Annotated in this window: 24 protein-coding genes; 17 read left to right on the top strand and 7 right to left on the bottom strand. The window is 70.1% G+C overall.

Annotation, left to right across the window (positions count from 1 at the left end):
• Window positions 1–44 precede the first annotated feature (44 nt).
• A complete protein-coding gene (locus ACH413_RS10115) occupies window positions 45–2,381 on the top strand; it encodes a hypothetical protein (RefSeq protein WP_360030497.1) in 2,337 nt (778 codons plus the stop codon).
• A 71-nt stretch (window positions 2,382–2,452) separates the two neighbouring features.
• Window positions 2,453–3,037, top strand: a complete 585-nt coding sequence (locus ACH413_RS10120; RefSeq protein WP_360030499.1) for a superoxide dismutase family protein — start codon at window positions 2,453–2,455, stop codon at window positions 3,035–3,037.
• Here ACH413_RS10120 and ACH413_RS10125 read toward each other — a convergent pair.
• Entirely contained in the window at window positions 3,034–4,125 is a 1,092-nt protein-coding gene (locus tag ACH413_RS10125) for a helix-turn-helix domain-containing protein (protein ID WP_360030501.1), read from the bottom strand. The two genes, ACH413_RS10120 and ACH413_RS10125, sit on opposite strands and share 4 nt — an antisense overlap.
• Before the next feature lie 142 nt (window positions 4,126–4,267).
• Here ACH413_RS10125 and ACH413_RS10130 point away from each other — a divergent pair, with 142 nt between their 5' ends.
• The 6 genes from ACH413_RS10130 (at window position 4,268) to ACH413_RS10155 (ending at window position 13,145) form a co-directional block, all read left to right on the top strand.
• The gene (locus tag ACH413_RS10130) at window positions 4,268–6,874 is read left to right on the top strand and encodes a type 2 lanthipeptide synthetase LanM family protein (RefSeq protein WP_360030503.1); all 2,607 of its coding nucleotides are present in this window, start codon (window positions 4,268–4,270) and stop codon (window positions 6,872–6,874) included.
• Complete coding sequence (locus ACH413_RS10135; RefSeq protein ID WP_330277548.1) at window positions 6,874–7,062, top strand: hypothetical protein; 189 nt, start codon at window positions 6,874–6,876, stop codon at window positions 7,060–7,062. Before ACH413_RS10130 ends, ACH413_RS10135 begins: the two co-directional genes overlap by 1 nt.
• Before the next feature lie 69 nt (window positions 7,063–7,131).
• Window positions 7,132–10,008 carry an AAA family ATPase gene (locus ACH413_RS10140; protein WP_360030505.1) on the top strand — a complete coding sequence of 959 codons (2,877 nt, stop codon included), beginning with the start codon at window positions 7,132–7,134 and terminating at the stop codon, window positions 10,006–10,008.
• A gap of 112 nt (window positions 10,009–10,120) precedes the next feature.
• On the top strand, window positions 10,121–11,107 hold the full coding sequence (locus ACH413_RS10145; RefSeq protein ID WP_360030507.1) for an efflux RND transporter periplasmic adaptor subunit: 987 nt from the start codon (window positions 10,121–10,123) through the stop codon (window positions 11,105–11,107).
• Complete coding sequence (locus ACH413_RS10150) at window positions 11,107–11,817, top strand: ABC transporter ATP-binding protein (protein WP_360030509.1); 711 nt, start codon at window positions 11,107–11,109, stop codon at window positions 11,815–11,817. The genes ACH413_RS10145 and ACH413_RS10150 overlap by 1 nt, the downstream gene beginning before the upstream one ends.
• Window positions 11,817–13,145, top strand: coding sequence for an ABC transporter permease (locus ACH413_RS10155; protein WP_360030511.1), 1,329 nt, complete (start codon window positions 11,817–11,819; stop codon window positions 13,143–13,145). The genes ACH413_RS10150 and ACH413_RS10155 overlap by 1 nt, the downstream gene beginning before the upstream one ends.
• A 65-nt stretch (window positions 13,146–13,210) precedes the next feature.
• Here ACH413_RS10155 and ACH413_RS10160 read toward each other — a convergent pair whose 3' ends face one another.
• Both ACH413_RS10160 and ACH413_RS10165 read right to left on the bottom strand, forming a co-directional pair.
• Window positions 13,211–13,996 carry an aldo/keto reductase gene (locus ACH413_RS10160; protein ID WP_360031267.1) on the bottom strand — a complete coding sequence of 262 codons (786 nt, stop codon included), beginning with the start codon at window positions 13,994–13,996 and terminating at the stop codon, window positions 13,211–13,213.
• Between the two features lie 67 nt (window positions 13,997–14,063).
• Window positions 14,064–14,828, bottom strand: a complete 765-nt coding sequence (locus tag ACH413_RS10165; protein WP_360030513.1) for an SDR family oxidoreductase — start codon at window positions 14,826–14,828, stop codon at window positions 14,064–14,066.
• An 83-nt stretch (window positions 14,829–14,911) separates the two neighbouring features.
• On the opposite strand from ACH413_RS10165, the gene ACH413_RS10170 reads away from it, so the two are divergent.
• The 8 genes from ACH413_RS10170 to ACH413_RS10205 are packed head-to-tail and all read left to right on the top strand — an operon-like array spanning window position 14,912 to window position 20,522.
• Window positions 14,912–15,349, top strand: coding sequence for a MarR family transcriptional regulator (locus ACH413_RS10170; protein WP_360030514.1), 438 nt, complete (start codon window positions 14,912–14,914; stop codon window positions 15,347–15,349).
• A gap of 22 nt (window positions 15,350–15,371) precedes the next feature.
• The gene (locus tag ACH413_RS10175; protein WP_360030516.1) at window positions 15,372–16,463 is read left to right on the top strand and encodes an acyl-CoA dehydrogenase family protein; all 1,092 of its coding nucleotides are present in this window, start codon (window positions 15,372–15,374) and stop codon (window positions 16,461–16,463) included.
• The gene (locus ACH413_RS10180) at window positions 16,463–17,065 is read left to right on the top strand and encodes a nitroreductase family protein (protein WP_360030518.1); all 603 of its coding nucleotides are present in this window, start codon (window positions 16,463–16,465) and stop codon (window positions 17,063–17,065) included. The genes ACH413_RS10175 and ACH413_RS10180 overlap by 1 nt, the downstream gene beginning before the upstream one ends.
• Window positions 17,066–17,078: 13 nt before the next feature.
• Window positions 17,079–17,876 carry a thymidylate synthase gene (locus ACH413_RS10185; protein WP_360030520.1) on the top strand — a complete coding sequence of 266 codons (798 nt, stop codon included), beginning with the start codon at window positions 17,079–17,081 and terminating at the stop codon, window positions 17,874–17,876.
• Window positions 17,873–18,328, top strand: a complete 456-nt coding sequence (locus ACH413_RS10190) for a dihydrofolate reductase (RefSeq protein WP_360030521.1) — start codon at window positions 17,873–17,875, stop codon at window positions 18,326–18,328. The genes ACH413_RS10185 and ACH413_RS10190 overlap by 4 nt, the downstream gene beginning before the upstream one ends.
• Window positions 18,329–18,364: 36 nt before the next feature.
• Complete coding sequence (locus ACH413_RS10195) at window positions 18,365–18,793, top strand: MarR family transcriptional regulator (protein WP_360030523.1); 429 nt, start codon at window positions 18,365–18,367, stop codon at window positions 18,791–18,793.
• Window positions 18,790–19,977 (top strand): MFS transporter, encoded by a 1,188-nt coding sequence (locus tag ACH413_RS10200; RefSeq protein ID WP_360030525.1) that lies wholly within the window; start codon window positions 18,790–18,792, stop codon window positions 19,975–19,977. The genes ACH413_RS10195 and ACH413_RS10200 overlap by 4 nt, the downstream gene beginning before the upstream one ends.
• On the top strand, window positions 19,974–20,522 hold the full coding sequence (locus tag ACH413_RS10205) for a cysteine hydrolase (protein ID WP_360030527.1): 549 nt from the start codon (window positions 19,974–19,976) through the stop codon (window positions 20,520–20,522). Before ACH413_RS10200 ends, ACH413_RS10205 begins: the two co-directional genes overlap by 4 nt.
• Here the strand turns inward: ACH413_RS10205 and ACH413_RS10210 are convergent.
• Genes ACH413_RS10210 through ACH413_RS10225 form a run of 4 tightly spaced genes read right to left on the bottom strand, consistent with a single transcriptional unit; the run spans window position 20,519 to window position 22,689 of the window.
• Entirely contained in the window at window positions 20,519–21,031 is a 513-nt protein-coding gene (locus ACH413_RS10210) for a YciI family protein (RefSeq protein ID WP_360030529.1), read from the bottom strand. The two genes, ACH413_RS10205 and ACH413_RS10210, sit on opposite strands and share 4 nt — an antisense overlap.
• A complete protein-coding gene (locus ACH413_RS10215) occupies window positions 21,032–21,460 on the bottom strand; it encodes a hypothetical protein (RefSeq protein WP_360030531.1) in 429 nt (142 codons plus the stop codon).
• The gene (locus ACH413_RS10220; protein WP_360030533.1) at window positions 21,433–21,792 is read right to left on the bottom strand and encodes an MmcQ/YjbR family DNA-binding protein; all 360 of its coding nucleotides are present in this window, start codon (window positions 21,790–21,792) and stop codon (window positions 21,433–21,435) included. Before ACH413_RS10220 ends, ACH413_RS10215 begins: the two co-directional genes overlap by 28 nt.
• 9 nt (window positions 21,793–21,801) lie before the next feature.
• Window positions 21,802–22,689, bottom strand: coding sequence for a PAC2 family protein (locus ACH413_RS10225; protein ID WP_360030535.1), 888 nt, complete (start codon window positions 22,687–22,689; stop codon window positions 21,802–21,804).
• Window positions 22,690–22,946: 257 nt separating this feature from the next.
• Between ACH413_RS10225 and ACH413_RS10230 the strand changes: the two genes are divergently transcribed.
• Window positions 22,947–23,429 (top strand): DUF4230 domain-containing protein, encoded by a 483-nt coding sequence (locus tag ACH413_RS10230; RefSeq protein ID WP_360030537.1) that lies wholly within the window; start codon window positions 22,947–22,949, stop codon window positions 23,427–23,429.
• Window positions 23,430–23,496 lie beyond the last annotated feature (67 nt).

Genomic DNA, 23,496 nt, shown 5'->3' on the forward strand with positions numbered 1-23,496 from the left:
GAGCAGTTTCCTGGACGACAACTGGAGTAAAGGGGAGGCCGGTCATGCACCCACGGGTCCTGGAACTGCGCATCCACGGGGTCAACAACACACCCCCTGACGCGATGCTGGCCCTTCCCGAGCACGCCGTCGAACAGTTCCGCGGCGACCGGTTCGGCAGCTTCTGGCGGCCGAAGCCGGACAAGCTCGCCGAGCTGCCACCGGATCACCCCGGACAGGTGCCCGCGGCCGCGCGGCGCGAGGCGTACTCGTGGGGCGGCATGGCGCGCAGCAGTCCTGGCGTGCCGGGCAGCGGGGTGCCGTCGGTGCTCGCGAACGTGCTGGGACGCATCGGCTGGGCGCTGCTGCTGCCGTTCGGGCTGGCGAACGTCGCCTACTGGTCCCGGAAGCTCCCCGACGACTCGACGCCGACGACGAAGCACATGGCCTGGTGGAACGCCGGGCGCGGCGCGGCGTCGACGCGGCTCTTCGGGCTGGGGCTGACGGTGTTGCTGGTGCTCGCGGTGTGCGAGGTCGCGATCGACGTCTACGCGATCCAGTGCTCGCTGCCCGGCACCACGTGCAAGCGGCTGCCGGACTTCCTGGACGTGCTCGGCGATCCCGCGCGGCACGTCCGGGTGCTCGCCGCGTCCGTCGTGCCGGTGTTGCTGTTGCTCGGGCTGGTGGCGCTGACCTCGTTGTCGCGCAGCAGGTACGAGCAGGCGGCGATGCGGCGCAAGCCCGTGCGGCGGCCGGGCGTGATGCTCAGCAGGGCGTCGATGTGGGAGGGCAGCCCGCGGATCCGCCGGCTCACCCGCCTGCACATCTCGGCGGGGTGCTGCGTGGTCGTGCTCGTGACGAGCGTGGAGTTGTGGCGGCACGCGTTCTTCCTGGTGCTGACCGTGCTCGCGGCCGGGGTGCTGGCGGTCGTGATGGCGCGCGTGGTGGTGACGGCGACCGACTGCCCGGACGTGCCGTCGACCGAGAAGGGCGGCCTGTGGTCGTGGCTGCTGATGATCTCGGCGGTGCTCGTGCTGGTGGCGCACGGGTTCGGCCTGTACGCGATCGAGCCGGTGTTCGACGGGCCGTTGTGGCTGACGTCGTGGGGGCCGCCGGTCGTCACGGTCGCGCTGCTCGGGTCCGTGCTGGCGGCGTGGTCGTGGCGGCGCAACGACGCCAAGGGTCCGTTGGTCCTGCTCGTGCTGTTCGTCGCGTTCATGGTTGCCACGTACTGGGTTCCGCTCGCCTGGATCGGCGCGGTCGTGGCCGGCGGGGCGCTGGCGTGGCGGGCCCGGCCGCGTGATGGTGACCAGTGGCAGGCCTGGCGGGGCGCCGGTCCCGGTGTGCTGCTGGGGTTGTCGCTGACGTCGTCGGTGACGATGGCGACCGTGCTGGTGCTGACGTTCCGGGGCTGGGTCGGCACCGGGCTCCAGGCGCCGCCGTTCTACTCGTGGTTCAGCGCCGCGTTCGCCGTCGCGCTGGTCCCGCTGGTGCTGCTGGTGCTCGCGCAGGCCGTCGTGCTGCTGTCGCGGGTGGCCAGGCCCGCCGTGCTCGACGACGAGGCTGAGGTGCTCGTCGTGCGGGTGCGGCACGTGGTCGCGGTGACGCACCGGGCGGAGAACGTGGCGGGCGTGCTGTCGACGCTGGGCGTGCTCGCGTTGCTGCTGACCTGCTACCTGGCGTTCGCCTCGCCCTCGTGGTCGCAGTGGTGGGGTGTGACGTGGGTGGTGGGCAAGGGCGACTGGGTCACCGGGCTCGCCGGGGTCGCGGTGATCGGGTCGTTCGTCGGAGCCGGGATGCTGACCAACCGGCGCCCGCTCGGCCTGGTGTGGGACCTGATGTGCTTCCTGCCGCGCACCGCCCACCCGTTCGCGCCGCCCTGCTACGCGGAACGCGCGGTGCCGGAGATCGCGGACAGGTCTCGCGAGTTCCTGGACGAGTCGCCTGATCACCGGGTGGTGGTGTCCGCGCACAGCCTGGGTGCCGTGCTAGCGGTGGCGGCGCTGTTCGCGTTGCCGGAGGGCTATCTCCAGCGCGTGCGGCTGCTCACCTACGGCGTGCAGCTGCGGCCGTACTTCGGGCGGATCTTCCCCGAACTGCTGGGTCCTTCGGTCCTGGGCACGCCGGAAGTTCGTGCGGGCGCGATGTTCTCGTGCGATCCGTGGCGCCGAAACCCCGGCGACACACCGGAACGCGGGCTCACCAGGTTGATGGGCAAGAACTGGATCAACCTGTGGCGCCGCACCGACTACCTGGGTTTCCCCGTGCACGGCTGGGAACCGAACGACCTCGACCGCCGCGCGGGCGAGACGAACGGGTCACCGGACAAAGTGGAGACTCACGGCGACTATCACCTGTGCACGGCCTATCGAGACGCGCTCACGGAGCTCGTCGCACGCTGATCTGAACCAGTCACCCGATCGTGGACGTGAAGGGGATGGGAACCTGGAACGCAGCTGACTCAAGGAGAAACATGCGCACGACTGTGGCGACCCTCGCGGGAGCCGTACTGCTCACCGGAGGGCTGACCGCCTGTTCGAGCGAGCCCGCGCCCGCACCGCAGGCCCAGGCCGTGCAACTGGTAGCGGAGACCGACGTGGCGGCGCCTGTGGCGTCCGGCGACCAACCGAAGGGCATCACCTACGACGTGGCGCGGATCCCGTTGGGCGCCAAGCTCTCCACCGGCTCGTCCATCGCGAATGGACAGACGACGGTGGAGCTGAAGGTGTCCGGCCTGCTGCCGAACACGAAGTACGGCTCGCACGTGCACACCAAGCCGTGCGGCGCCAAACCGGCCGACTCGGGCCCGCACTACCAGAACGAGAAGGACCCGGTGTCGCCGAGCGTCGACCCGAAGTACGCCAACGCGCAGAACGAGATCTGGCTGGACTTCACCACCGACGCGCAGGGTGCCGCGACCGGCACGGCGACGGTCGGCTGGGAGTTCCGCAAGGGCGAGGCGAACGCCGTCATCGTGCACGCCACGCACTCCAGCACCGAGCACGGCAAGGCGGGCACCGCCGGTGACCGCCTCGCGTGCCTGACCGCCGCGTTCTAGCAGGGTCCGGTCAGGGCCACCCCTCCCGCGAGGTGTGGTCCTGACACCGGTTCCAGCACCGCCGCCCGCACGAGGTTCAGCACCTCGTGCCGGGGTCCGATGCGACGAACGAGCCCGCGCACGCACAGTTCCCGCAGGGACCGGCCGTGCCCGGCGTCCTCCCCCTCCGCCATGCGCACCAGCAGCTCCCGCCCCTCGTCGTCCAATGTGGACAGCGAGCGGCGCAGGGAGTCGCGCAGGTGTGCCGAGGTCGGGTCGAGCGGGTTGGTCCGCAGCCGGTCCAGCAGGTGCTGCGGCGAGTAGACCATGAACCACCCGGCCGCGAACTCCAGCGCGGACGGCAGGCCGTCCAGTTCGTGCACGAGTCCCATGAGCGCGGCCTGGTTGGCCGGCTCCGGCTTGAACGCGGGCCGCACCCGGTGCACGTGCGTGAGCAGCACCCGCATCGCGGCGTCGTCGGCCAGCGCTCCCAGCGGGAACACGTGCTCGTCGGCCAGGCCGGTCGGCGCGAGTGCCGTGACGACGATCCGCAGCCTCGGGTGGGCCTCCAGCAGGCGCGGGTCCGGCAGGTGGTCGGTGACGAGGACGGTGTCCTGGCCGTCGACGACGGACGGGCTCGCCTGCGTGGGATGCCACAGGACCGACCAGCCGTGCCGGAAGTGCAGCTCTCCCGCGACCTCCAGGGCGAGCCGGGTCTTGCCGACGCCGCTCACGCCGGTGATGGTGACCAGCCGCCGCGACTCGTAGCCGCCCGCCTCCGGGCGTCCCTCCGTCAGCAACGCGGCCAGCGCCGCCGCCTCCGCCTCCCGTCCCACGATCAGCCCCGCGGGCCCGGCCGGTGCGGGCGGTGCCACGGCGGTGCGGCCCGCGGACCGGCCTCCCGCCTGTTGCAGGTCCGCGCGGCTGCCGTCGTCGAGCCGCAGCCCGTCGGCGAGCAGGCGCACCGTCTCGGCCCGCGGTGAGCGGGTGCGGCCGCATTCCAGGTCGCGGATGGCCCGCACGCTCACCATCGCGAAGTCAGCCAGCTGTTGCTGGGTGAGGCCCGCGCCGATGCGGTGCGTGCGCAGCAGTTCTCCGAACTCCCTCATCCCGTTCCCCTCCCTCGGACATCGAGTCTCGGGTGAATCGGCCGCCGAAACATGGGTGGCGATCCCCCATATTCACGACCGCCCGCAAATCTGGGGGGTTGGTCCCCATGTGCCGCCCGCCCGCGCGTGCGAGGTTGGCCCGGTGACCTCCGCGGCCGAGACCAGCACCGGCGAGAGCTGGACAGCGGCTTTCGCGCACGCCCTGCGCCCGCTGATCGACGCGTCCCGCACGGAGGTCGCGCCGCCGTTCGACGCGGCGTTCGCCGAACAGCTCGGCCGCCGGCTGGTGGCCATCGCGGCGCGGACGCTCGTGCTGGAGCTGCACACCGCCCGGGACACCCTGACCGCGCCCAGCAGCTCCGAGCGGTTCACCGAGTTCACCCGGACCCTGAGCCTGTCATCGGTCTTCAACCGCTACCCGGTGCTGGCGCGACTGCTCGCGCAGGCCTGCGAGCAGGCCGTTTCGACTCACCACGAGCTGTCGTCGCGGTTCACCCGCGACCGCGGGGAGATCATCCGGACGATCTTCGAGAACGACGATCCCGGCGCGTTGATCTCCATCGAGATGGGCCAGGGCGACGCTCATCGGCAGGGCCGGACCGTGGCGATCCTGACCTTCGAAACCGGCCGACGGCTGATCTACCGGCCTCGGCCGGTCGGGCTGCACGCGCGGTTCCAGGAACAGCTCGACTGGCTTTCCCGGCGAACCGGAATGGAGTTCCGCACCCCGCGACTCCTCCCCCGCGACGGCTACGGCTGGCTGGAACACATCCCGTACGTGCCGTGCGCGGACGTGGCCGGGGTCGCCGAGTTCTACAAGAGGCTCGGCGCGCTGCTCGCGTTGCTCTACGCGGTCGACGGCACCGACATGCACTACGAGAACCTCATCGCGTGCGGCGACCAGCCGGTGCTCGTGGACGTCGAGACGCTGTTCCACCCCACGCTCACGCCGGACACCGATCCCGCGACGCTCGCACTGGTGCGTTCAGTGCACCGCACGGCCCTGCTCCCCCACGTGCTGCTGGGCGACAACGGGGTCGCGGACGTCTCCGGGGTCGGCGGCGATCACGGCGTGCTGTCGCCGTTGGACGCGGTCGACTGGGCCGACGCGGGAACCGACCGGATGCGGCTGGTCCGGCGCCCCAAGACGTCGTCGGGGGCGCTGAACCGGCCCCTGCTGCACGGCGAACCCGCCGAACCGGCCGACTACCAGGACTCGCTTCTGGCCGGGTTCCGCGCGGGCTACGACGCGATCGTGGCGCATCGCGACGAGCTGCTGCGGCTCGTGCGAGCGTGCGTCAACGAAGAAGTGCGGTTCGTGGCACGCGCGACACGGCAGTACGCGCGGTTGCTGGACGAGTCGACGCATCCGTCCGTGCTGGCCGACGCGCTCGACCGCGACCTGGCGTTCGGCGTGCTGGTGGTCGACGATCCGCTGCTCGACCGGCTGGTGCCGTTCGAGGTCTCCGATCTGTGGCGCGGTGACGTGCCGCTGTTCACGTGCCGGCCCGGGTCTACCGACCTGTGGACCGCGTCCGGGCTCCGGCTTCCGGGGATGCTGCCGGAGCCCGGACTGCACGCCGTGACGCGCAAGATCCTGGCGATGAGCGAGGTCGACCGGCACGACCAACAGTGGGTGATCACGGCCCTGCTGGCGTCGCGGCCGCGGCCGGTGTCGCACCACAGCGGCGTCGCGGTGTCCGGGCACGTCGCCCCGGTCGATCCGGATCCGGCACGGCTGCTGGTCGCCGCGTGCGGGCTCGCCGACCAGATCCTCGCGCACGCCGTCACCGGCAGGGACCGCGTCAACTGGCTCGGGCTCGAACTGGTCGACGACCGGCACTGGACGGTGCAGCCGCTCGGCGCCGGTTTGTCGAACGGCTACACGGGCGTGGCGCTGTTCCTGGCCGAACTGGGCGCGCTGACCGGGGCCGCGCGCTACGAGGAGTTCGCGCGCGACGCCCTGCGGCCGTTGCCCGCGCTGCTGGAGATGTTCGCAGAGGAGCCGGAGCTCGTCACCGCGGTCGGCGGCGGAGTCCACGGCCTGGGCGGCATTTGCTACGGCCTCGCGCGTCTCACTTCGTTGCTCGGCCTCGATCCTCAACTGTTGACGCAGGCCGTGCGACTGATGCCTCGAGAAGATTCGTCGCTCACCGTCGTGGACGGAGTAGCGGGCTCGTTGGCCGCCATGCTCGCCGTGGGCACGCCGGAATCACTCGCGCTGGCCGAGCACTACGCATCTACTCTGCGTGGTGCTATTTGCCCCGCGAATGGTTTCGCCCGTGGCCATGCGGGAATCGGATGGGCGCTGAAGCGTTACGCGGCAACGTTTCATGACAGGTTGTCCGACGTGACCGCACGATCGTTCCTGGAGAGCGACGCCATCGACCCGACCGACACCGGCTGGTGCACCGGTCTGGCCGGTGCCGCGCTCGCCCGTGACGACGAGCGCCTGGCCGGCCTGCTGGCGTCCAGGAAACCGTTGCGGGACATGAGTCTCTGCCACGGTGAACTGGGCGTCGTCGAAGCACTGGCCGCGCACCACCCCAGCGCGGCGACCCGTCGCACGGCGTTGTTGCTGGGAGCACTGGAGGAACACGGCGCGCACTGCGCCACCCCGGGCGGAGTGCCGTCACCAGGCCTGTTCACAGGCCTGGCCGGCATCGGTCACGGCCTGCTGCGCCAAGGGTTCCCGATCCCGTCAGTCCTGCTGCTGGAACCGTCACCTGACCAAGAGGAGTGCACCTGATGAACGAGTCCCTGCACCGCACCGCCGACCAGCCCGAACCGGCCGAGCACGCGATCGGGGAGATGGAGCTCGCACCGAGGACCTTCGCGGGTGCGCGGGCGCGGGCGTTGATGGGCGTGACCATGGCGATGAGCGCGTTCGTGGCCATCACACCCGCGATCTCGGACACCACGGTGAGCGACAAGTAGGAAACTTTCACCCCTAATACGCCTGGGCAGCCGATACGGAGAACTGCACAGGACCGTTAGGGTCCAGACATGCAGACCCGAGCGCCTCACGTGGTCGGCCGTGATCGCGAGGTCACGGCCATCACGGGGGCACTCGAACACACGCGCGAGTCCCGTGGCGGCGCCGTCTTCCTCACCGGGGAGGCGGGGATCGGCAAGTCCAGGCTCGCCCGGTACGCGGCGGGGCACGCGTACGACGAGGGCATGCGGGTGCTCAAAGGACGCGGCACGACGATCGGGCCGATGGTGCCGTTTCGTCCAATCGCGGAAGCACTTCTGGGTCTGTTCCGCGGCGAACCGCCGGACGACTCCGCTCTGGGACCGTACAAACCCGTGCTGGGCACGCTGATCCCGGAGTGGCACGACCACCGGTCCACGACGGAATCCGTCGTGGTTCTGGCAGAGGCGGTGCTCCGGCTGCTCGCGTCCGTCGCGCGCAAGACGCCGTGCCTGCTCGTGCTCGAAGACCTGCACGAGGCGGACGCGGAGACGCTCGCCGTCGTGGAATACCTCGCGGACAACCTGGAGGACCAGCCGGTCCTGCTGCTCGCCACGATCCGCACCGAACCCGGTCACGCGCTGGAACTCGTGCACCGGATGGGGCGACGCGGGTCCGGCAGTCTGGTGGAGCTGCAGCGGCTCTCGCAGGACGAGGTCGGGCAGATGACGGCCGCCTGTCTGGAGAGCGAGCTGGTACCGGCGGAGCTCGTCGATCGCTTGTGGACGGACAGCGCCGGAAACCCGTTCGTCATCGAGGAACTGCTGCACGGCATGGTCAGCGGCGGCCTGCTCGTCGCGGGGGCGCACGGCTGGCAGGTGCTGGGCGAGCTGAAACTGCCGGTGCCGGCGGCGTTCGTGCGCAGCGTCGCGCACCGCACGGACAGGCTGGGACCGCAGGGCCGCGAGGTGTTGTCCATCGCGGCGGTGCTGGGCCACCGGTTCCCGCTCTCGGTGGTGCAGAAGGTGACCGGTACCGACGACCGCGCGTTGCTGAGTCACCTGCACGCCGGGGTGGCCGCGCAGCTCGTGACGCCGGACGAGCCCGCGCCGGACTGGTACGCGTTCCGGCACCCGCTCACCGCGGACGCGTTGCTGGCCCACCTGACCCCGGCCGAACGCGTGAACCTGTCGTGGCGCACGGCCGACGCGATCGAGGACCTGCACGCGGGCCTGCCCGGCGACTGGTGCCCGCTCGTCGCGCAGCTGCGCTTCGACGCCGGATCGCCCACCAGGGCAGGACTTCTGTTCGCCGAGGCGGGCAAACGGGCGCTGGCGGGTGGTGCCGCGGAGTCGGCCGTTACGTTGCTCGACCGCGCGCAGGGCCTGCTCACCGACGAGGCGGCCGCCCGCGCCGACGTGCTGGACACGCTGCTGCCGGCGCTGGCCGAGACGGGCGACTTCGAACGCGCCTTCGCCCTGGAGATGAACGACCTCCAGGGGCTGGACGGCGCCCGGCGCGCGAAGCTCCACACGCGACTGGCGCGCGTCGCCTATCTCGCAGGCTGGTTCACCGAAGGCGTGGAACAGGTGCGCGTCGCGAGGACCTTGCTCGGGCCGGACGCGCCCGACGAACTGGTCGCGCAGCTGGACGTCAACTCCGCCTACCTCACGCTGAACATCCCGAGCGCCGACCGGATCTCCTCGGCCGCGGGTCTCGCCCGCCAGGCGGCACTGGCGGCCGACCGGGCGCAGCTGCCGATGGTGGCGTGCGAGGCTTGGCAGCTGCTCGGGATCATCGCGCGCGAGCAGGACATCGACGAGGCGAACACCTGTTTCAGCAAGGCACTCGCGCTCGCGGACGCGCACCAGATGCCGATCCAGCACGTCTACGCGCTGGTTCGCCTGGCGGGCAACGACTGGCTGCAACACGGCGCCACCGCGTCGCTCGGCCGCACGCACGCCGAGGCGTGCCGGGCGGGCGCGATCACCGTGGCGCACAACGTGGACGCGATCCTGGCGTTGCAGTCCGTGCTGACCGGGGACTACGCGGTGGCGGCCGAGGAGATCGCCCGCTGTCTGCGCACGACGACCCGCCTGCGCTTCCACGCGCTGACCCGCTATCTGTTGATGGCGAAGGCGACGCTGGCCGCGCACCGGGGCGACCGCGCCGGGACGGACGACGCCATCAGCGAGTTCGAGGCGGTCGCGAAGAACGGGGCGCAGGAGTACCCGCTGTGCTTCGGGCTCGCCCGCGCGTTCTGCGCCCTGCTGGAGGAGAACCACCCGCTGGCGATGGCGGAGCTCGACCGCGCGCTCGCGCTGGAATCGCAGAACCCCACCACGTTCCACCTTTCCGGCACACACGGAATGCGGGTGCTGCTCGGCGTGCTCGACGGCCGGTTCGGCTGGTCCGACTACTGGGAGCTGACCGCGGCCTCCGCCTCGGGAATGCGGTGGAACCGGCAGTTCACCGAACTGGCACACGCCGTGCTCCTCGGTCGCGACAACCGGTTCGCCGAGGCGCTGGAGGCGTTCCAGCTCGCCCAGAAAGCCTCGGAGCTGTATCCGCTGGCGCGGCATCTGGGCCGGCGGCTGATCGCGGCGGAGGCGGCTTCGTGGGGCGATCCGGTGTCCTGGCTACGTTCGGCCGAGGAGTACTTCCACCAGGCCACGATTCCTGCGGTGGCGTCGGCGTGCCGCGGCCTGCTGCGCCAGGCCGGTGCGCCGGTCCAGCAACGCCGCAACGGCACGGAACAGGTGCCTCGGCAGTTGCGCGGGCACGGCGTGACGGTGCGCGAGTTCGAGGTGTTCGTGCTGCTGGCCGACCGAATGGGCAACAAGGCGATCGGGACCCGGCTGCACATCTCGCCGCGTACGGTGGAAAAGCACGTCGCCTCGCTGATCGCGAAGACCGGCCAGCCGGACCGTGAAGCGCTTTCCACCTACGCGGCCGCGTTGAGCCGCTAGTTTCGATCTGGGCCGAAACGTCGAGGGGCATCGGCCGAAAGACTGATGCAACCTCCGGGACCTATCGGGTGTCCTTATCGGTAGGTTGGTCGAAACGACATGGGGGACGTTCGTGCGCAAAATTGTTCTCGCGCCGCTGTGCGCGCTGGTCACGGTGAGCGTGGCTGCGTGCAGTCCGTCAGGTCCGGACCAGACCAATCCGGAGCTGGCACCGCGCGGCACGGCGATGACCAAGGTCAAGCCCACCAGGCAGGACCTGACCACCAAGATCAGCATCACCGGCAAGGTCGAGATGAACCCGACGTTCGGGCTCGTCGCGCCGGTCGCGGGTGAGGTGCGGTACTTCGACGTCCCGGCGCCGAACGGCACGCCGACCAGGCCCATCCGGGTCGCCACGGTGTGGAAGGACCAGACGCCGAACTACGTCGAGGCGCCTCCGGGTTCCACGTTCAGCGGCCGGCTCGTCGACGACAAGGCGACGGTGACGGCGGGCATGCCGATCGCGTCGGCCAAGCACGTCGGTTACGCGATCGTCGGCGACATCGACGGCCAGCAGGCGTACAAGATCAACGGCGCGCTCACCGACGTGGTGGTGCAGATCAAGAACGGCCCCGGCCCGTTCCCGTGCACGGTGCTCGGCACGATCGCCGCGCTGCCGCAGGGCACGATCCCGGAGAAGCCGCCGGTCACGCCGGACACCAAGGACGACAAGAAGGACCAGCCGCAGCAGACCCAGCCCAAGGACCAGCCGCAGCAGCCGAGCACCTCAACCGGCCTGCGCATCGTGTGCACCGCGCCGGCGGACGTGCAGATGATCAACGGCGCCAGCGCGTCGATCGAGGTCACCACCGGCAAGTCGGCGCAGGCACTGGTCGTTCCGGTCGAGGCCGTCGCGGGTGCGCAGGGCAAGGGCAAGGTCGACGTCATCGCGGGTGACGGTTCGCGCCGCACCACCGACGTGACGCTGGGGCTGACCGACGGCAAGGTCATCGAGGTCAAGTCGGGTCTCACCGGCGACGAGGAACTGGCCGTGCCGGGCCCGAACCTGCCAGAGGGTCAGCAGCAGGGCGGCGACCAGACCAAGCCGACGGGTCCGTGATGACGCAGTCATTCGATCAACCCACGGTTCAGGTGCAGGCACCGCTGCTGCAGCTCAACGGCATCACCAAGGTCCTGAAGGGGCAAGGGGAACCGCGCACGATCCTGTCCGGCGTGGACTTCACCGTCCATCCTGGACAGAGCGTGGCGATCCTCGGCCGGTCCGGCTCCGGCAAGTCGACGCTGCTGTCGCTGATCGGGCTGTTCGACCGCGCCGACGAGGGCCAGTACTTCCTGCACGGCAACGACATCACGAAGCTGCCCGAGCGCAGGGCCGCGGCGTTGCGCAGCGCGGAGTTCGGGTTCGTGTTCCAGCGCTTCTTCCTGCTCAAGCACCTCACCGCGGCGCAGAACGTGGCGATGGCGCTGGTCAACGGCCAGGGCTGGTCGGCGCGGCGCAAGCGCAGGCAGCAGGTGATGGAGGCGCTGGAGCAGGTCGGCATCGCGCACCTCGCGAAGTCCAAGCCCACCAGGCTTTCCGGTGGTGAGCAGCAGCGCGTGGCGATCGCCCGCGCACTCGTGCGGCAGCCGCGGATCATCCTCGCCGACGAGCCCACGGGCGCGCTCGACACCGAGACGGGCAACCTCGTCGTCGAGGTGCTGCTCAACACGACCAGGCAGGGCTGTGGCCTCGTGCTGGTGACGCACGACCACGACCACGCGCGCAAGATGGGCCGCGTGATGGAGCTCCGCGACGGGCGGTTCAACTGATGCTTTCCGGCAAGTTCCGGTCCGCCCTGGTCATCGGCGGACAGGGCATCCGCGCCCGAAAACTGCGCACGTTCCTCTCGATGGTCTCGCTGTTCCTGGGTGTTCTCGCCGTCGTCGCCGTGCAGGCGGGGTCCGAGATCGCCGAACGCGCGATGCTCACCGACGTCGAACTGCAGTCGGGCAAGGACGGCACGATCCGGGGTTACGTCCCCGGCGAGAAGGGCGCGCCGGGCATCGTCGAGTCGACGTTCAAGGGCCGCACCGACGCCGTCGCGATGATCAGCTCGCAGGCGATCATCGGCGAGCCGGGCGTGCGGCCGATCAACGAGGGCGGCGCGCCGTTCGAGTACGCCGGCCAGGGCAGGGGCTACTACGGCCCGAGGATGATCTGCGACTCCAACGGCACGTGCCAGGAGCAGAAGGAGCCGGAGAAGAAGCCGGACGGCCAGGCCATCGAGGTCAGCATGGTCGCGCTGACCGGCGACATCCGCCCGTTCAAGCCGTTCCGCCCGGTCTCGGGCAGCTGGCTCGACTTCGGGACCGCGCCGTCGCTCGCTCCCCGGATCGTGCTGAACGAGGAGGCCGCCAAGGGCCTGCGGCAGTACCGCATCCCCGGCGAGATGACGATCGAGGGCGCCACCCACCACGTGACGCCGCAGATCATCGGGGTGGTGCAGGACGGCGACATGCAGCCGCGCATCTACATGCGGCTCGACGAGCTGCGCACGTGGATGCCGGCGGCCTCCGAGACCAGCAACGCCAACCAGTTCCGCGGCGGCGGCACGAGCCTCGAGCTGTTCATGCAGCCGGGCACGGACGACCTGCAGCAGATGCTCAAGGCGAAGCTCGTCGGCGCGGGCCTGCCTCAGGAGCAGATGCAGTTCCAGGCGGTGAAGTCCAAGGAGCGCATGGAGTCCGAGCTCCGGATCATGCGACTGATCTTCCTCGGCATGGCGTTCCTGGTGCTGCTGATCGGTGTCGCGGGCATCCTGAACGTCGGCCTCGCCACGGTCGGCGAGCGCGTCGAGGAGTTCGCACTGCGCCGCGCGGTCGGCATGTCCCGGCTGCTGCTCGCGGGCATCGTGCTCGCGGAGACGTTGCTGACCGGTCTGCTGACCGCCGCGCTCGCGATCGGCGCGGGCGCCGCCGGGTTGCAGATCGCGCTGATGATGTTCGGCAGCCGCTTCCCGTCGCTGCAGGGCACCGCCTTCCCGTGGGAGGCGGGTGTCGCCGGTGTGATCGCGGGCCTCGTCGCCGGTGTGCTGGGTGGACTCATCCCGGCCATCCGGGCGGCGCGGATCCCGATCGCCACAGTCATGCGGGCCTGAGGCGGCCCGTTGCCGACGAAGCCCCGGACCGCGATCATGCGGGCCGGGGCTTCGTATTTCGTCAACTAGTTGAGCTCGTCCGGGTTCGGGCCGATGCGGCCGCCACGGTCCAGAGTGGACAGCGCCTCGATCTCGGCGTCCGGCAGCTCGAAGCCGAACACGTCGAAGTTCTCCCGGATCCGGGACGGCGTCACGGACTTCGGGATCACGACGTTGCCGATCTGCAGGTGCCAGCGCAGCACGATCTGCGCGGCGGACTTGCCGTGCGCCAGCGCGATCTTCTGCACGACCGGGTCGCTCAGCAGCTCGCCGCCCTGGCCGAGCGGCGACCAGGCCTCGGTCTGGATGCCGTGCTCGGCGTTGAACGCGCGCACGTCGGCCTGCTGGAAGTACGGGTGCACCTCGATCTGGTTGACCGCCGGCACGACGCCGGTCTCGTCGATCAGCCTGCGCAGGTGCTCGGGCTGGAAGTTGGAGACGCCGATCGCGCGGACCCGGCCCTCCTTCTGCAGCTCGACGAACGCCTTCCAGGTGTCGACGTAGTTGTCGCGGGCCGGGGTCGGCCAGTGGATCAGGTACAGGTCGAGGACGTCCAGGCCGAGCTTGCCCAGCGACACGTCGAACGCGCGCTTCGCCGAGTCGTAGCCGTGGTCGGCGTTCCAGAGCTTGGTGGTGACGAAGACGTCGTCACGGTCCACACCGGACTGGGCGATGGCGGCACCCGTGCCGGCCTCGTTGCCGTAGGCCGCGGCCGTGTCGATGCTGCGGTACCCGGCCTTCAGGGCCTCCGCGACGGCGGGGGTGGCCTCCGCGTCCGGCACCTGCCAGACGCCGAAACCGAGCTGGGGCATGGTGACGCCGTTGTTGAGCTTCACGGTGTTCAAAGCGGAATCCTCACGTGGTTACGACTGTGTTCGATCAAGGGAGCAGCGTCGGAGCGGTGCCGCCGTCGACGCGCAACGCGGCTCCGGTCGTCGCGGACGACAGGTCCGACGCGACGTAGGTGATGAGGTTCGCGACCTCGTGGGGGCGGATCAGGCGGCCCAGCAACAGGGTGGGGCGTTCGGTGCGGACGAACTCCGCCTCGCCGCCGTCGCCGACGCGTTCGCGGATGAACTCCTCGACGCCGGGCGTGAGAGTCGGGCCGGGCAGCACCGAGTTCACGGTGACGCCGGTGCCCTTGACCTCCTGGGCCATGCCGCGCGAGATGGCGATCTGCGCGGTCTTGGTCATGCCGTAATGCACCATCTCGGTCGGCGTGAAGACGCCGGACTCGCTGCTCACGAAGATGACCCGGCCCCAGCCGCGTTCGACCATGCGGGGCGTGTAGTGCCGCGCGAGCCGGACGCCGGACATGACGTTGGTGTCGAAGAACCGCTGCCACTCGGCGTCGTCGATCTCGAAGACCGGCTTCGCGCCGTAGATGCCCAGGTTGTTGACGAGCACGTCCACGTCGGGCACTTGGCCGGTCAGTTCGGCCGCGCCCTCGGCGGTCGCGAGGTCCGCCGCGACACCGCGCACGTCACCGTGGGCGCTGAGCTTGCCGACCGCCTCGGCCACGCGGTCCTCGGCGCGGCCGGTGATGACGACGGCGGCACCTGCCTTGAGCAGGCCTTCCGCGGTGGCGAAGCCGATGCCCGCGGTGGAGCCCGTCACAAGTGCCGTGCGTCCCGACAGATCCATGTCTCTCCCCGGTAGACTTGTTGAAGACGATTACAAGCGTACGCAATAGTTGCACACGCTGTCTATTCGAGAAGGGTTGACCTATGTCACTGGACGACGACGCCGTCCAGGCGCGCGCGCAGGGCTGGCGCACGCTCGCGGCGCTGCACGCGCGCATCGAGGACCGCCTCGAGAGAGCGCTGCAGAAGGCGCACGGTCTCTCCGTCAGCGAGTACACCGTTCTGGACGTCCTCAATCGCCAGGACGGTTTCCACCTTCGGATGAACCAGCTCTCCAACGCCGTGGTGCTCAGCCAGTCAGCCACAACGCGCCTGGTCACGCGACTCGAGGACCGCGGCCTGCTCGCGCGCTACCTCTGCCCCACCGACCGGCGCGGCATCTACACCGAGGTCACCGAGAAGGGCCACGAGCTGCTCGCGCTCGCTCGTCCCACGCACGACGAGGTGCTGTCCGAGTCGCTGTCGGAAGCCGGGGACGTTCCCGAGCTGAAGCCACTCGTTGAGGCGCTCGCCAAGCTGTAACCGCTGGAGCAAGATCGCGCGCATGGATCTCCACGCCCTGATCCGCGCCGAGGCGCCGGTGGCCGAGCAGCAGCGCGCCCTCACCGACCCGGTGCTGGCCGCGCTCGTCGACCACGGCGTGCACCGCCTGATCGCCCCGAAGCGCTACGGCGGCGCCGAACTCGGCCTGCCGCAGTGGAGCCGGGAGGTCCAGGAGCTGTCGCGGTCCGACGCCTCGACCGGCTGGACCGCGATGACGACCACCATCTCGTCGTCGCTGGCCTGGTACCTGCCTGTCGACGCCGCCGACGAGGTGTTCGGCGACCCGCGCGCGTTGATCGCGGGCACCGCCGCGCCGTTGGGCAAGGCCGTGGAGACCGACGGCGGCTATCGCGTGACCGGCCGTTGGGGCTGGGGTAGCGCTGTCACTCATTCCTCGTGGGTCATCGGTGGCACTCTCACGCCCGTGGGCCCGCGTCTGGCCGTGTACCCGCGTGAGGACGTGACGATCCACGACACGTGGCACGCCGCCGGCCTGCGCGCGACCAGTTCGCACGAGTTCTCTCTCACGGACGCCTTCCTGCCGTCACGCCGTGCGGTGTGGCCGATCGGCATCACCCCCGGCATCGAGGGCCCGATCACGGTGTTCCCCTACTTCAGCTTCCTGGCCGTGGGTGTCGCGTCCGTGTGCCTGGGCGTGGCCCGCCGCGCGATCGACGAGATCGAGGCGCTGGCCGTCGAGAAGGTGCCGCAGTACGCGACGTCCCGCCTCGCGGAGCAGACCGGCGTGCAGATCGAGCTCGCGACGATGGAGGCACGGCTGTCGGCGGCGACCGCGTTCCTGCACGAGGCGTTGAGCGCGGCCTGGGACCACGCGGTCAGCGGCTCGCAGACACCCGATCCGGTGAAGGCGCGGCTGCGGCTGGCCTGCTCGTTCGCCTCGGGCGAGGCGACGGACGTGACGCAGAAGGCGTTCGCGGCGGGTGGCGGCAGTTCGGTGTTCGAGTCTTCTCCGCTGCAACGCTGCCTGCGCGACGTGCACGTCGCCGCGCAGCACACGGTGGTGTCGCGCCGGATGCTGGAGACGTACTCGATGCTCAAGCTGGGGCTCGCGCCGGACATGACGAGGTTCTGATGGACGCGCTCGAGGCGATCATGACGACGCGGGCGATCCGCCGGTTCACCGACGAGCCCGTCTCCGAGGACGACGTGTGGACGTGTCTGCGCGCGGCCCAGCAGGGACCGTCCGGCGGCAACGTCCAGCCCACGCGGTACCTGGTCGTCACCGATCCGGACGTGCGCGCCGAGGTGGGCAGGCTGTACCGCAGCGCGTTCACCCGCTACGCCGAGATGGCGCCGGACCGCACGGACGCCGTCGGCCTGCGCATCGGCCGGTCCGCGAACCACCTCGCCGACACCCTCGCGTCAGTGCCGGTGATCGTGTTCTTCCTCATGCCGCGCCTGCCGTCGCTGGTGAAGGGCATCGACATCGGACCGGTGCACGCGTCGGTCTACCCGGCCGTGCAGAACTTCTGCCTGGCCGCACGCGCGTTGGGGCTCGGCACCACGCTGACCACGGTGATCAGGGTGCATCAGACCGAGGCGCTGGACCTGCTCGGCGTGCCGGACAGGTGGGAGATCGCCGCGATGGTGCCGCTCGGCCACCCCGCCGAGCAGTTCTTCGTCGCCGTGCGACGCGACGTGGCGGAGGTGACGTCGTTCGACCGCTGGAGTTAGTTAGGGTGCATTCATGCCCGACACGCAGTACGAAGACCTGCTCCGCCACGTCCTGAAAGAGGGCGTGCGCAAGGAGGACCGCACCGGCACCGGCACGCGGTCGATCTTCGGCCACCAGCTGCGCTACCCGCTCGCCGCCGGCTTTCCGCTGATCACGACGAAGCGCGTGCACTTCAAGTCGATCGCGTACGAGCTGCTGTGGTTCCTGCGCGGCGACAGCAACGTTCGCTGGCTCCAGGAACACGGTGTGTCCATCTGGGACGAGTGGGCCTCCCCCGAGGGCGAGCTGGGCCCGGTCTACGGCGTGCAGTGGCGGTCGTGGCCGACCCCCGACGGCGGGCACGTCGACCAGATCGCCGAAGTGCTGAAGACGTTGAGGACGAACCCGGACTCGCGCCGGATCATCGTCTCCGCCTGGAACGTCGGCGAGATCCCGAACATGGCGCTGCCGCCGTGCCACGCGTTCTTCCAGTTCTACGTGGCGGACGGCAAGCTCTCCTGCCAGCTCTACCAGCGCAGCGCGGACCTGTTCCTCGGCGTGCCGTTCAACATCGCCTCCTACGCGCTGCTGACGCACATGATCGCCGCGCAGACCGGCCTCGGCGTCGGCGACTTCATCTGGACCGGCGGTGACTGCCACATCTACGACAACCACGTCGAGCAGGTCGAGCTGCAGCTCAGCCGGGACGCGCGCGAGTTCCCGACGCTGAAGGTGGCGGACTCCCCCAGTCTGTTCGATTACAAGTACGAGGACTTCACGATCGAGGGCTACGACCCGCATCCCGGCATCAAGGCCCCGGTGGCGGTGTGATCGGGCTGATCTGGGCCCAGGCCGCGAACGGCGTGATCGGCCGCGACAACGCGATCCCCTGGCGCATCCCCGAGGACATGAAGCACTTCCGGGAGATCACCGCGGGCTCGGCCGTCCTCATGGGACGCCGCACGTGGGAGTCGCTGCCGTCGCGCTTCCGGCCGCTGCCTGGGCGCCGCAACCTGGTGCTGTCGCGCACCGGACAAGAAGGCGCGGAGACGTTCGACAGCCTGGAGAAGGCCCTGGCCGACGTCACCGGCGACCTGTGGGTGATCGGCGGGTCCGCGGTGTACGCCGCGACGCTGCCGTTCGCGGACCGCGTCGAGGTGACCGAGATCCGCGAGACGTTCGAGGGCGACACCTTCGCACCGGCCGTGGAGCGGGAGCCGGTCAGCGTCGGTGAGTGGCTGGAGTCCGGCTCAGGCCTGCACTACAGGTTCATCAGCTACTAATCGACAGCCCAGACTGTTCAGTCTAGGCTGTCTATTGTGACCGAACCCGCCGCCATCAACCAGCAGCTGCGCGTCTTCGTCGGACGACTGAGGCGCAAGCTGCAGGACGAGTCGTCGGTGGACGACCTGAGCGCACCGCAGGCCTCCGCACTGGCCCGGTTGCTGCTGCTCGACGAGCCGTCGACCGCCAGCCAGCTCGCGGGCGCGGAACGCGTGAAGCCGCAGTCCATGGCCAAGACGCTGACTTCTCTGCACGAGCAGGGCCTGATCGAACGCGCGGCCGACCCCGCCGACGGACGCCGTCAGCTGATCACGCTCACCGCCGAGGGCCGCGCGGCCGCCCAGGGCGCGCGGGCGACCCGCATCGAGTGGCTGACCGAGGCGTTGACCCGGCAGTTCACCGAGTCCGAGCGGCAGGTGATCGCCGAGGCGCTGACGCTGCTGGAGCGCGTGGTGGACGAATGACCACCGCCACCGGGTTCGACCGACGCCTGATCACCCCACTGGTGGCCGGCGCGGTGCTGAACCCGATCAACACCACGATCCTGTCCGTCGCGCTGGTGCCGATCGGGGCGTCGTTCGGCGAACCGCCCTCGGCGACGGCGTGGCTGATCACCTCGCTGTACGTGGCCACCGCGATCGGGCAACCGGTGGCGGGCCGCCTGATCGACACCTACGGGCCGCGCAGGCTGTTCCTCCCCGCCACCGCACTCGTCGGGATCGCGGGCGTGCTGGGTGCCCTCGCACCGAACCTGGCCGTGCTCGTCGTGGCACGCGTGCTGCTCGGCCTCGGCACGTGCGCCGGCTACCCCGCCGCGATGCGCCTGCTCCGGGACGAGGCCGACCGCACGGGCGAGGACAGCCCCGGCGGCATCCTCACGATCCTGGCGATCGCCACCCAGACCGTCTCCGTGATCGGCCCGCCGCTGGGCGGCCTGCTCGTCGACTTCGGCGGCTGGCGCACGACCCTCGCGATCAACGTCCCGCTCGCCCTGGCCGCGTTCGCGCTGGGGTGGCGCTACTTCCCGCGTGCGCGGCCGGAAGCCGGGGAACGCAGGCCCCTGTTCGACCTCAGCGGCCTGAACACGCCGTTGATGATCACCTACGGCCGCGCGCTGCTCGCGTACCTGGTGTCGTACAGCTTCGTCTACGGCTTCACGCAGTGGCTGGAGGCGGGGCGCGGGCTCAGCGCGGGCCAGGCGGGCCTCGTGATGCTGCCGATGTTCGGCGTCGGCATCGTCGTGTCGGCGATCACCGGACGCAGCCAGGCGTTGCGCGGCAAGCTGATCGTCGCGTCGATCGCCCAGATCGCGGCCTGCGTGCTGCTGCTCCTGCTGCACCCTTCGAGTCCACTGTGGATTCTCGTGGTGGTCGTCGTGATCACCGGTGTGCCCCAGGGCCTCAACAGCCTGGCGCTGCAGAACGCCGTGTACCGCCAGGCGGATCCTGCCGCCGTCGGCGCCTCGGCCGGACTGCTGCGCACGTTCGGCTACCTCGGCGCCATCGTCTCGTCCACCGTGCAGGGACTCGTGTTCGGCGACACCGCCGACACCGACGGCCTGCACGAGCTCGCGGTGTTCCTCGTCGTCGCGGGAGTCGTGTACCTGCTCGTCAACGTGTTCGACCGCTCCCTGAAAGGCACGACATGACCACCGCACTGCTCGTCATGGACTTCCAGACCGGCATCGTCGGCCGCATCCCCGGCGCGGAGGCGTTGCTGGGCAACGTCGCCACCGCCGTCGACACCGTGCGCGGCCAGGGTGGTCACGTCGGGTGGGTGCGTGTGGCGTTCGAGGACGCCGACTTCGCCGCGATCCCGTCCACGAGCGTCATGGCCGGCATGGTGACGTCCGAGCTGCGTGACGCGATGCACGCCGACTCCCCCGCCACCCAGATCCACGCCCAGCTGACTCCGCTCGCGGACGACATCGTGGTGCGCAAGACCCGCGTCGGAGCGTTCACCACCACTGACCTCGATGCGCAACTGACCGACCGTGGCGTCACCAAGCTCGTCCTGGCCGGTATCAGCACCAGCGGCGTCGTGCTCAGCACCGTGCGCGAGGCGATGGACCGCGACTACGCGATCACCGTGCTCGCCGACGCGTGCGCCGACCCGGATCCGGCCACCCACGAGTTCCTCATCGGCACGCTGTTCCCCCGGCACACGACCGTGAGCAGCGTCCGGGACCTCTAACGCCGGCCGCCGGGCTCCCACTCGTGCACCTCGACGGCGTCGTAGCGGTCCGCGGTCAGGACTGAGGCCGGGTCGGCCGACCTGACCAGCGCCGCCGTCCCCAGCCACGCCGTGCCGTCGTCGGACAGCAACGGCCCGTACGCGATCAGCTCCTCGGGGCGTGCGGGCACGAGGTCCGCAGCCTCTCCGGAACCGAACCCGAGCACCAGGTGACCACTGCCCCGGGGCGAGTCCCACATCGTGCGACCGAGCACGTTGCGCCACCGGCGCACCAGCACGTCCCGGTAGCCACCGGCCTGGTAGACGGGCTCGTCGAACGCGAACGCACGGGCCGCCGCCGCGTCCGGCACGTCGACGACGTGCACGCTGCCGGTGAGCACACCGTCCGCGAACGTCGGGCCGCGGGCGATGAGCTCGAAGCCGTCCATGTAGGACCAGTGCTCCTCGATCAGGGCCGAGCGCAACGGCATCGAGCCGGGCCGGTCCCGGTGGTAGCAGAGGAACTCCACCTAGAGCCCGACCTCCGTGGCCCACACGGGAAGGACGTACCCCTCGGCCGTCTCCGGCCGGACGTTCGCGAGGTAGGCACCGACGACGTCCTCCAGCTTCGCGTCCGGATCGATCTTCGAACCGAACGGCAGCGCGTCCTTCTTCGCCGAGGTCGTCGAACACCTCAGGTGTCCTGCCTGCACGTCGAACCAGACGTAGAACGTCGCGGTCCGCTCCATCAGCGTCACGCGCTCACCGAGGCGTCGCGCGGTGTCCTCGAACGCGGCGACCACCTCCGCCGCCACGGGTGTCTCGTCCCTGGCCTGACCCAGCGACCAGGTGTTCTCCTCGGCCTGGGCCTGGAGGTCACCCGTCAGCTGCAACGGCTCGTCCGCGACCTCGCGGATCCACTTCGTCAGCGTCACCGGCGCCGTGCCCTCGCGTGCCACGCTTCCACGATCAACTCCTCCAGCTCCCCCACGTCGATGTGCTCCAGCCGCACCAGGATCGCGGGATACCCGTTGAAGTGCGGCGTCGTGAAGTAGACCGAGTGGTCCGAGGCGAGCAACGCCTCCTTGGCCCCCAGGTCCGGCACGCGGGCGGCCAGGATCGGTCCGGACGGGGCCGCCGCGCCCAGCGCTGAAAGATCGGTCTTGCGCAGCGGCCGTTCCCAGACGAACAGCTTGTCCTTGACCCTCCAGTCGACGACGCCCTCGCGCACCCGCTCCGTGACATCGGGCATGGAGGTGGCGATCCGGTGCACGTCGTCCCAGGTGGCCATCACAAGCTCCTACAGGTGGTCCGGCGGACGCTGCTGCTCGGCCAGGAACCGTTCGAACTCGGCCCCCAGTTCGTCCGCGCTGGGGAGGTCGGTGGTGCCCACAGTCTGGATGAACGCGTCGTACTGCCGCTCGAGCGCTTCCACCACCTGGGCGACCTCCTCGGACTCCGCGACCTGCCGGTGGATCTCGGCGTCGGCGGCCTGCGCGGCCTCGACCAGCGAGCCGATGGGCAGCGCGAGGCCCGTGGCGCGGGCGAGGGCGTCGAGCAGGGTCACGGCGGCGGTCGGGTACTGCGACTGCGCCAGGTAGTGCGGCACCTGGGCGGCGAAGCCCATCGCGTCGTGACCGGCCTGGCCGAGGCGGAACTCCAGCAGCCCGGACACGTTGCCGGGCACCTGCACGCGGTTGAAGAACGGCTGGTACTCCGACACGAGCTCAGGGCGCGTGGCGTGGCCGATGACGTTCAACGGCCGTGTGTGCGGCACGCCCATCGGGATGCCGTGGAAGCCCACGGTCAGACGCACGCCCCAGCGGTCGATCAGCGAGCGCACGGCCTGGATGAACGCCTCCCAGCCGCGGTCCGGCTCGGGGCCGGTGAGCAGCAGGAACGGGTGGCCCGCACTGTCCCACAGCAGGTGCACGACCAGTTCCGGGGCGGCGTAGTCCTCCCAGTGGTCGGTCGCGTAGGTCATCAGCGGGCGGCGCGACCGGTAGTCGATCAGGCCGTCGATGTCGAAGCGCGCGACGACACGGCTTTCGAGGGTCTCCAGCAGGTGCTCGGTGAGCAGGCGGCCCGCGGCACCGGCGTCCATGAAGCCCTCGAAGTGGTGCAGCAGCACCGCACCCGTGAGGTCCGGGACCTCCGAGTCCACCTCGTACAGGTTCTCCGGGTCCACCGCACGCCTCCTGAACTGTCGCTCTCGTCTCGTCCAAGCCAACCACGTGGACACGGAACTGATTCCGCTCGGGTCGATTAGCCCATACGGACCGTGTGCGCGCATCACCTCACGGGTACTCCATCGCGGTGTATAGGCGCTGGGTGACGCGTGGAGCATTGGTCGCGGCCGTCCTCATTCTCCTCGGAGCGGCGGTCTTCGGCTTCGCACAAATAAAACCTTTCGGTGACGAATCGATCGATCGCAGCCAGCCCGCGATGCTGAAGTCGGTGCGGGACCTGAGCCAGTACCACGCCGCTGCGGGCGAGTTCCAGGTCGTGCTGGACATCGAGAACGACGTGAAGTGGGTGCCGGACGCGCTGGCGGGCGAACGCACGTTGTTCGTCGCGGCCGGGTCGGTCAACGCCTTCGTGGACCTGGGGACTTTGAAGGACGACGGGCTGATCCTGTCCCCTGACGGCAAGACCGTCGAGCTGCGCGTGCCGAAACCGCAGCTGGACAAACCGAACCTGCACCACGACAGGTCGTACGTGTTCAGCCAGGAACGCGGCCTGATCAACGACCTGCAGGCGCTGGCGGGACCTCCTGACCAGCAACGGTTCTACGTCGCCGCGGAGGCCAAGCTCACCGAGGCCGCGCAGAAGTCCGAGATCCTCCGGCGCGCCGAGGACAACACCAGGGTGATGCTGACGGGAATGTTGCAGGCACTGGGATTCCAGGTGAAGGTCGTCGGCGACTGAGGCGAACCTCAGGTGCCTTTCCGGACGAACGTTCAGCGGTGACCCACTCGCTCCGGGATAGGATCCG

It is taken from the genome of Lentzea sp. NPDC020367, from assembly GCF_044387305.1.
GTDB lineage: Bacteria > Actinomycetota > Actinomycetes > Mycobacteriales > Pseudonocardiaceae > Lentzea.

Excerpts from the sequence above, each read along its gene's own strand:
- ACH413_RS10115 (WP_360030497.1), top strand. The coding sequence starts at position 45 with ATGCACCCACGGGTCCTGGAACTGCGCATCCACGGGGTCAACAACACA.
- ACH413_RS10120 (WP_360030499.1), top strand. The coding sequence starts at position 2,453 with ATGCGCACGACTGTGGCGACCCTCGCGGGAGCCGTACTGCTCACCGGA.
- ACH413_RS10125 (WP_360030501.1), bottom strand. The coding sequence starts at position 4,125 with ATGAGGGAGTTCGGAGAACTGCTGCGCACGCACCGCATCGGCGCGGGC.
- ACH413_RS10135 (WP_330277548.1), top strand. The coding sequence starts at position 6,874 with ATGAACGAGTCCCTGCACCGCACCGCCGACCAGCCCGAACCGGCCGAG.
- ACH413_RS10140 (WP_360030505.1), top strand. The coding sequence starts at position 7,132 with ATGCAGACCCGAGCGCCTCACGTGGTCGGCCGTGATCGCGAGGTCACG.
- ACH413_RS10150 (WP_360030509.1), top strand. The coding sequence starts at position 11,107 with ATGACGCAGTCATTCGATCAACCCACGGTTCAGGTGCAGGCACCGCTG.
- ACH413_RS10155 (WP_360030511.1), top strand. The coding sequence starts at position 11,817 with ATGCTTTCCGGCAAGTTCCGGTCCGCCCTGGTCATCGGCGGACAGGGC.
- ACH413_RS10160 (WP_360031267.1), bottom strand. The coding sequence starts at position 13,996 with ATGCCCCAGCTCGGTTTCGGCGTCTGGCAGGTGCCGGACGCGGAGGCC.
- ACH413_RS10165 (WP_360030513.1), bottom strand. The coding sequence starts at position 14,828 with ATGGATCTGTCGGGACGCACGGCACTTGTGACGGGCTCCACCGCGGGC.
- ACH413_RS10170 (WP_360030514.1), top strand. The coding sequence starts at position 14,912 with ATGTCACTGGACGACGACGCCGTCCAGGCGCGCGCGCAGGGCTGGCGC.
- ACH413_RS10175 (WP_360030516.1), top strand. The coding sequence starts at position 15,372 with ATGGATCTCCACGCCCTGATCCGCGCCGAGGCGCCGGTGGCCGAGCAG.
- ACH413_RS10180 (WP_360030518.1), top strand. The coding sequence starts at position 16,463 with ATGGACGCGCTCGAGGCGATCATGACGACGCGGGCGATCCGCCGGTTC.
- ACH413_RS10185 (WP_360030520.1), top strand. The coding sequence starts at position 17,079 with ATGCCCGACACGCAGTACGAAGACCTGCTCCGCCACGTCCTGAAAGAG.
- ACH413_RS10200 (WP_360030525.1), top strand. The coding sequence starts at position 18,790 with ATGACCACCGCCACCGGGTTCGACCGACGCCTGATCACCCCACTGGTG.
- ACH413_RS10205 (WP_360030527.1), top strand. The coding sequence starts at position 19,974 with ATGACCACCGCACTGCTCGTCATGGACTTCCAGACCGGCATCGTCGGC.
- ACH413_RS10220 (WP_360030533.1), bottom strand. The coding sequence starts at position 21,792 with ATGGCCACCTGGGACGACGTGCACCGGATCGCCACCTCCATGCCCGAT.
- ACH413_RS10230 (WP_360030537.1), top strand. The coding sequence starts at position 22,947 with ATGCTGAAGTCGGTGCGGGACCTGAGCCAGTACCACGCCGCTGCGGGC.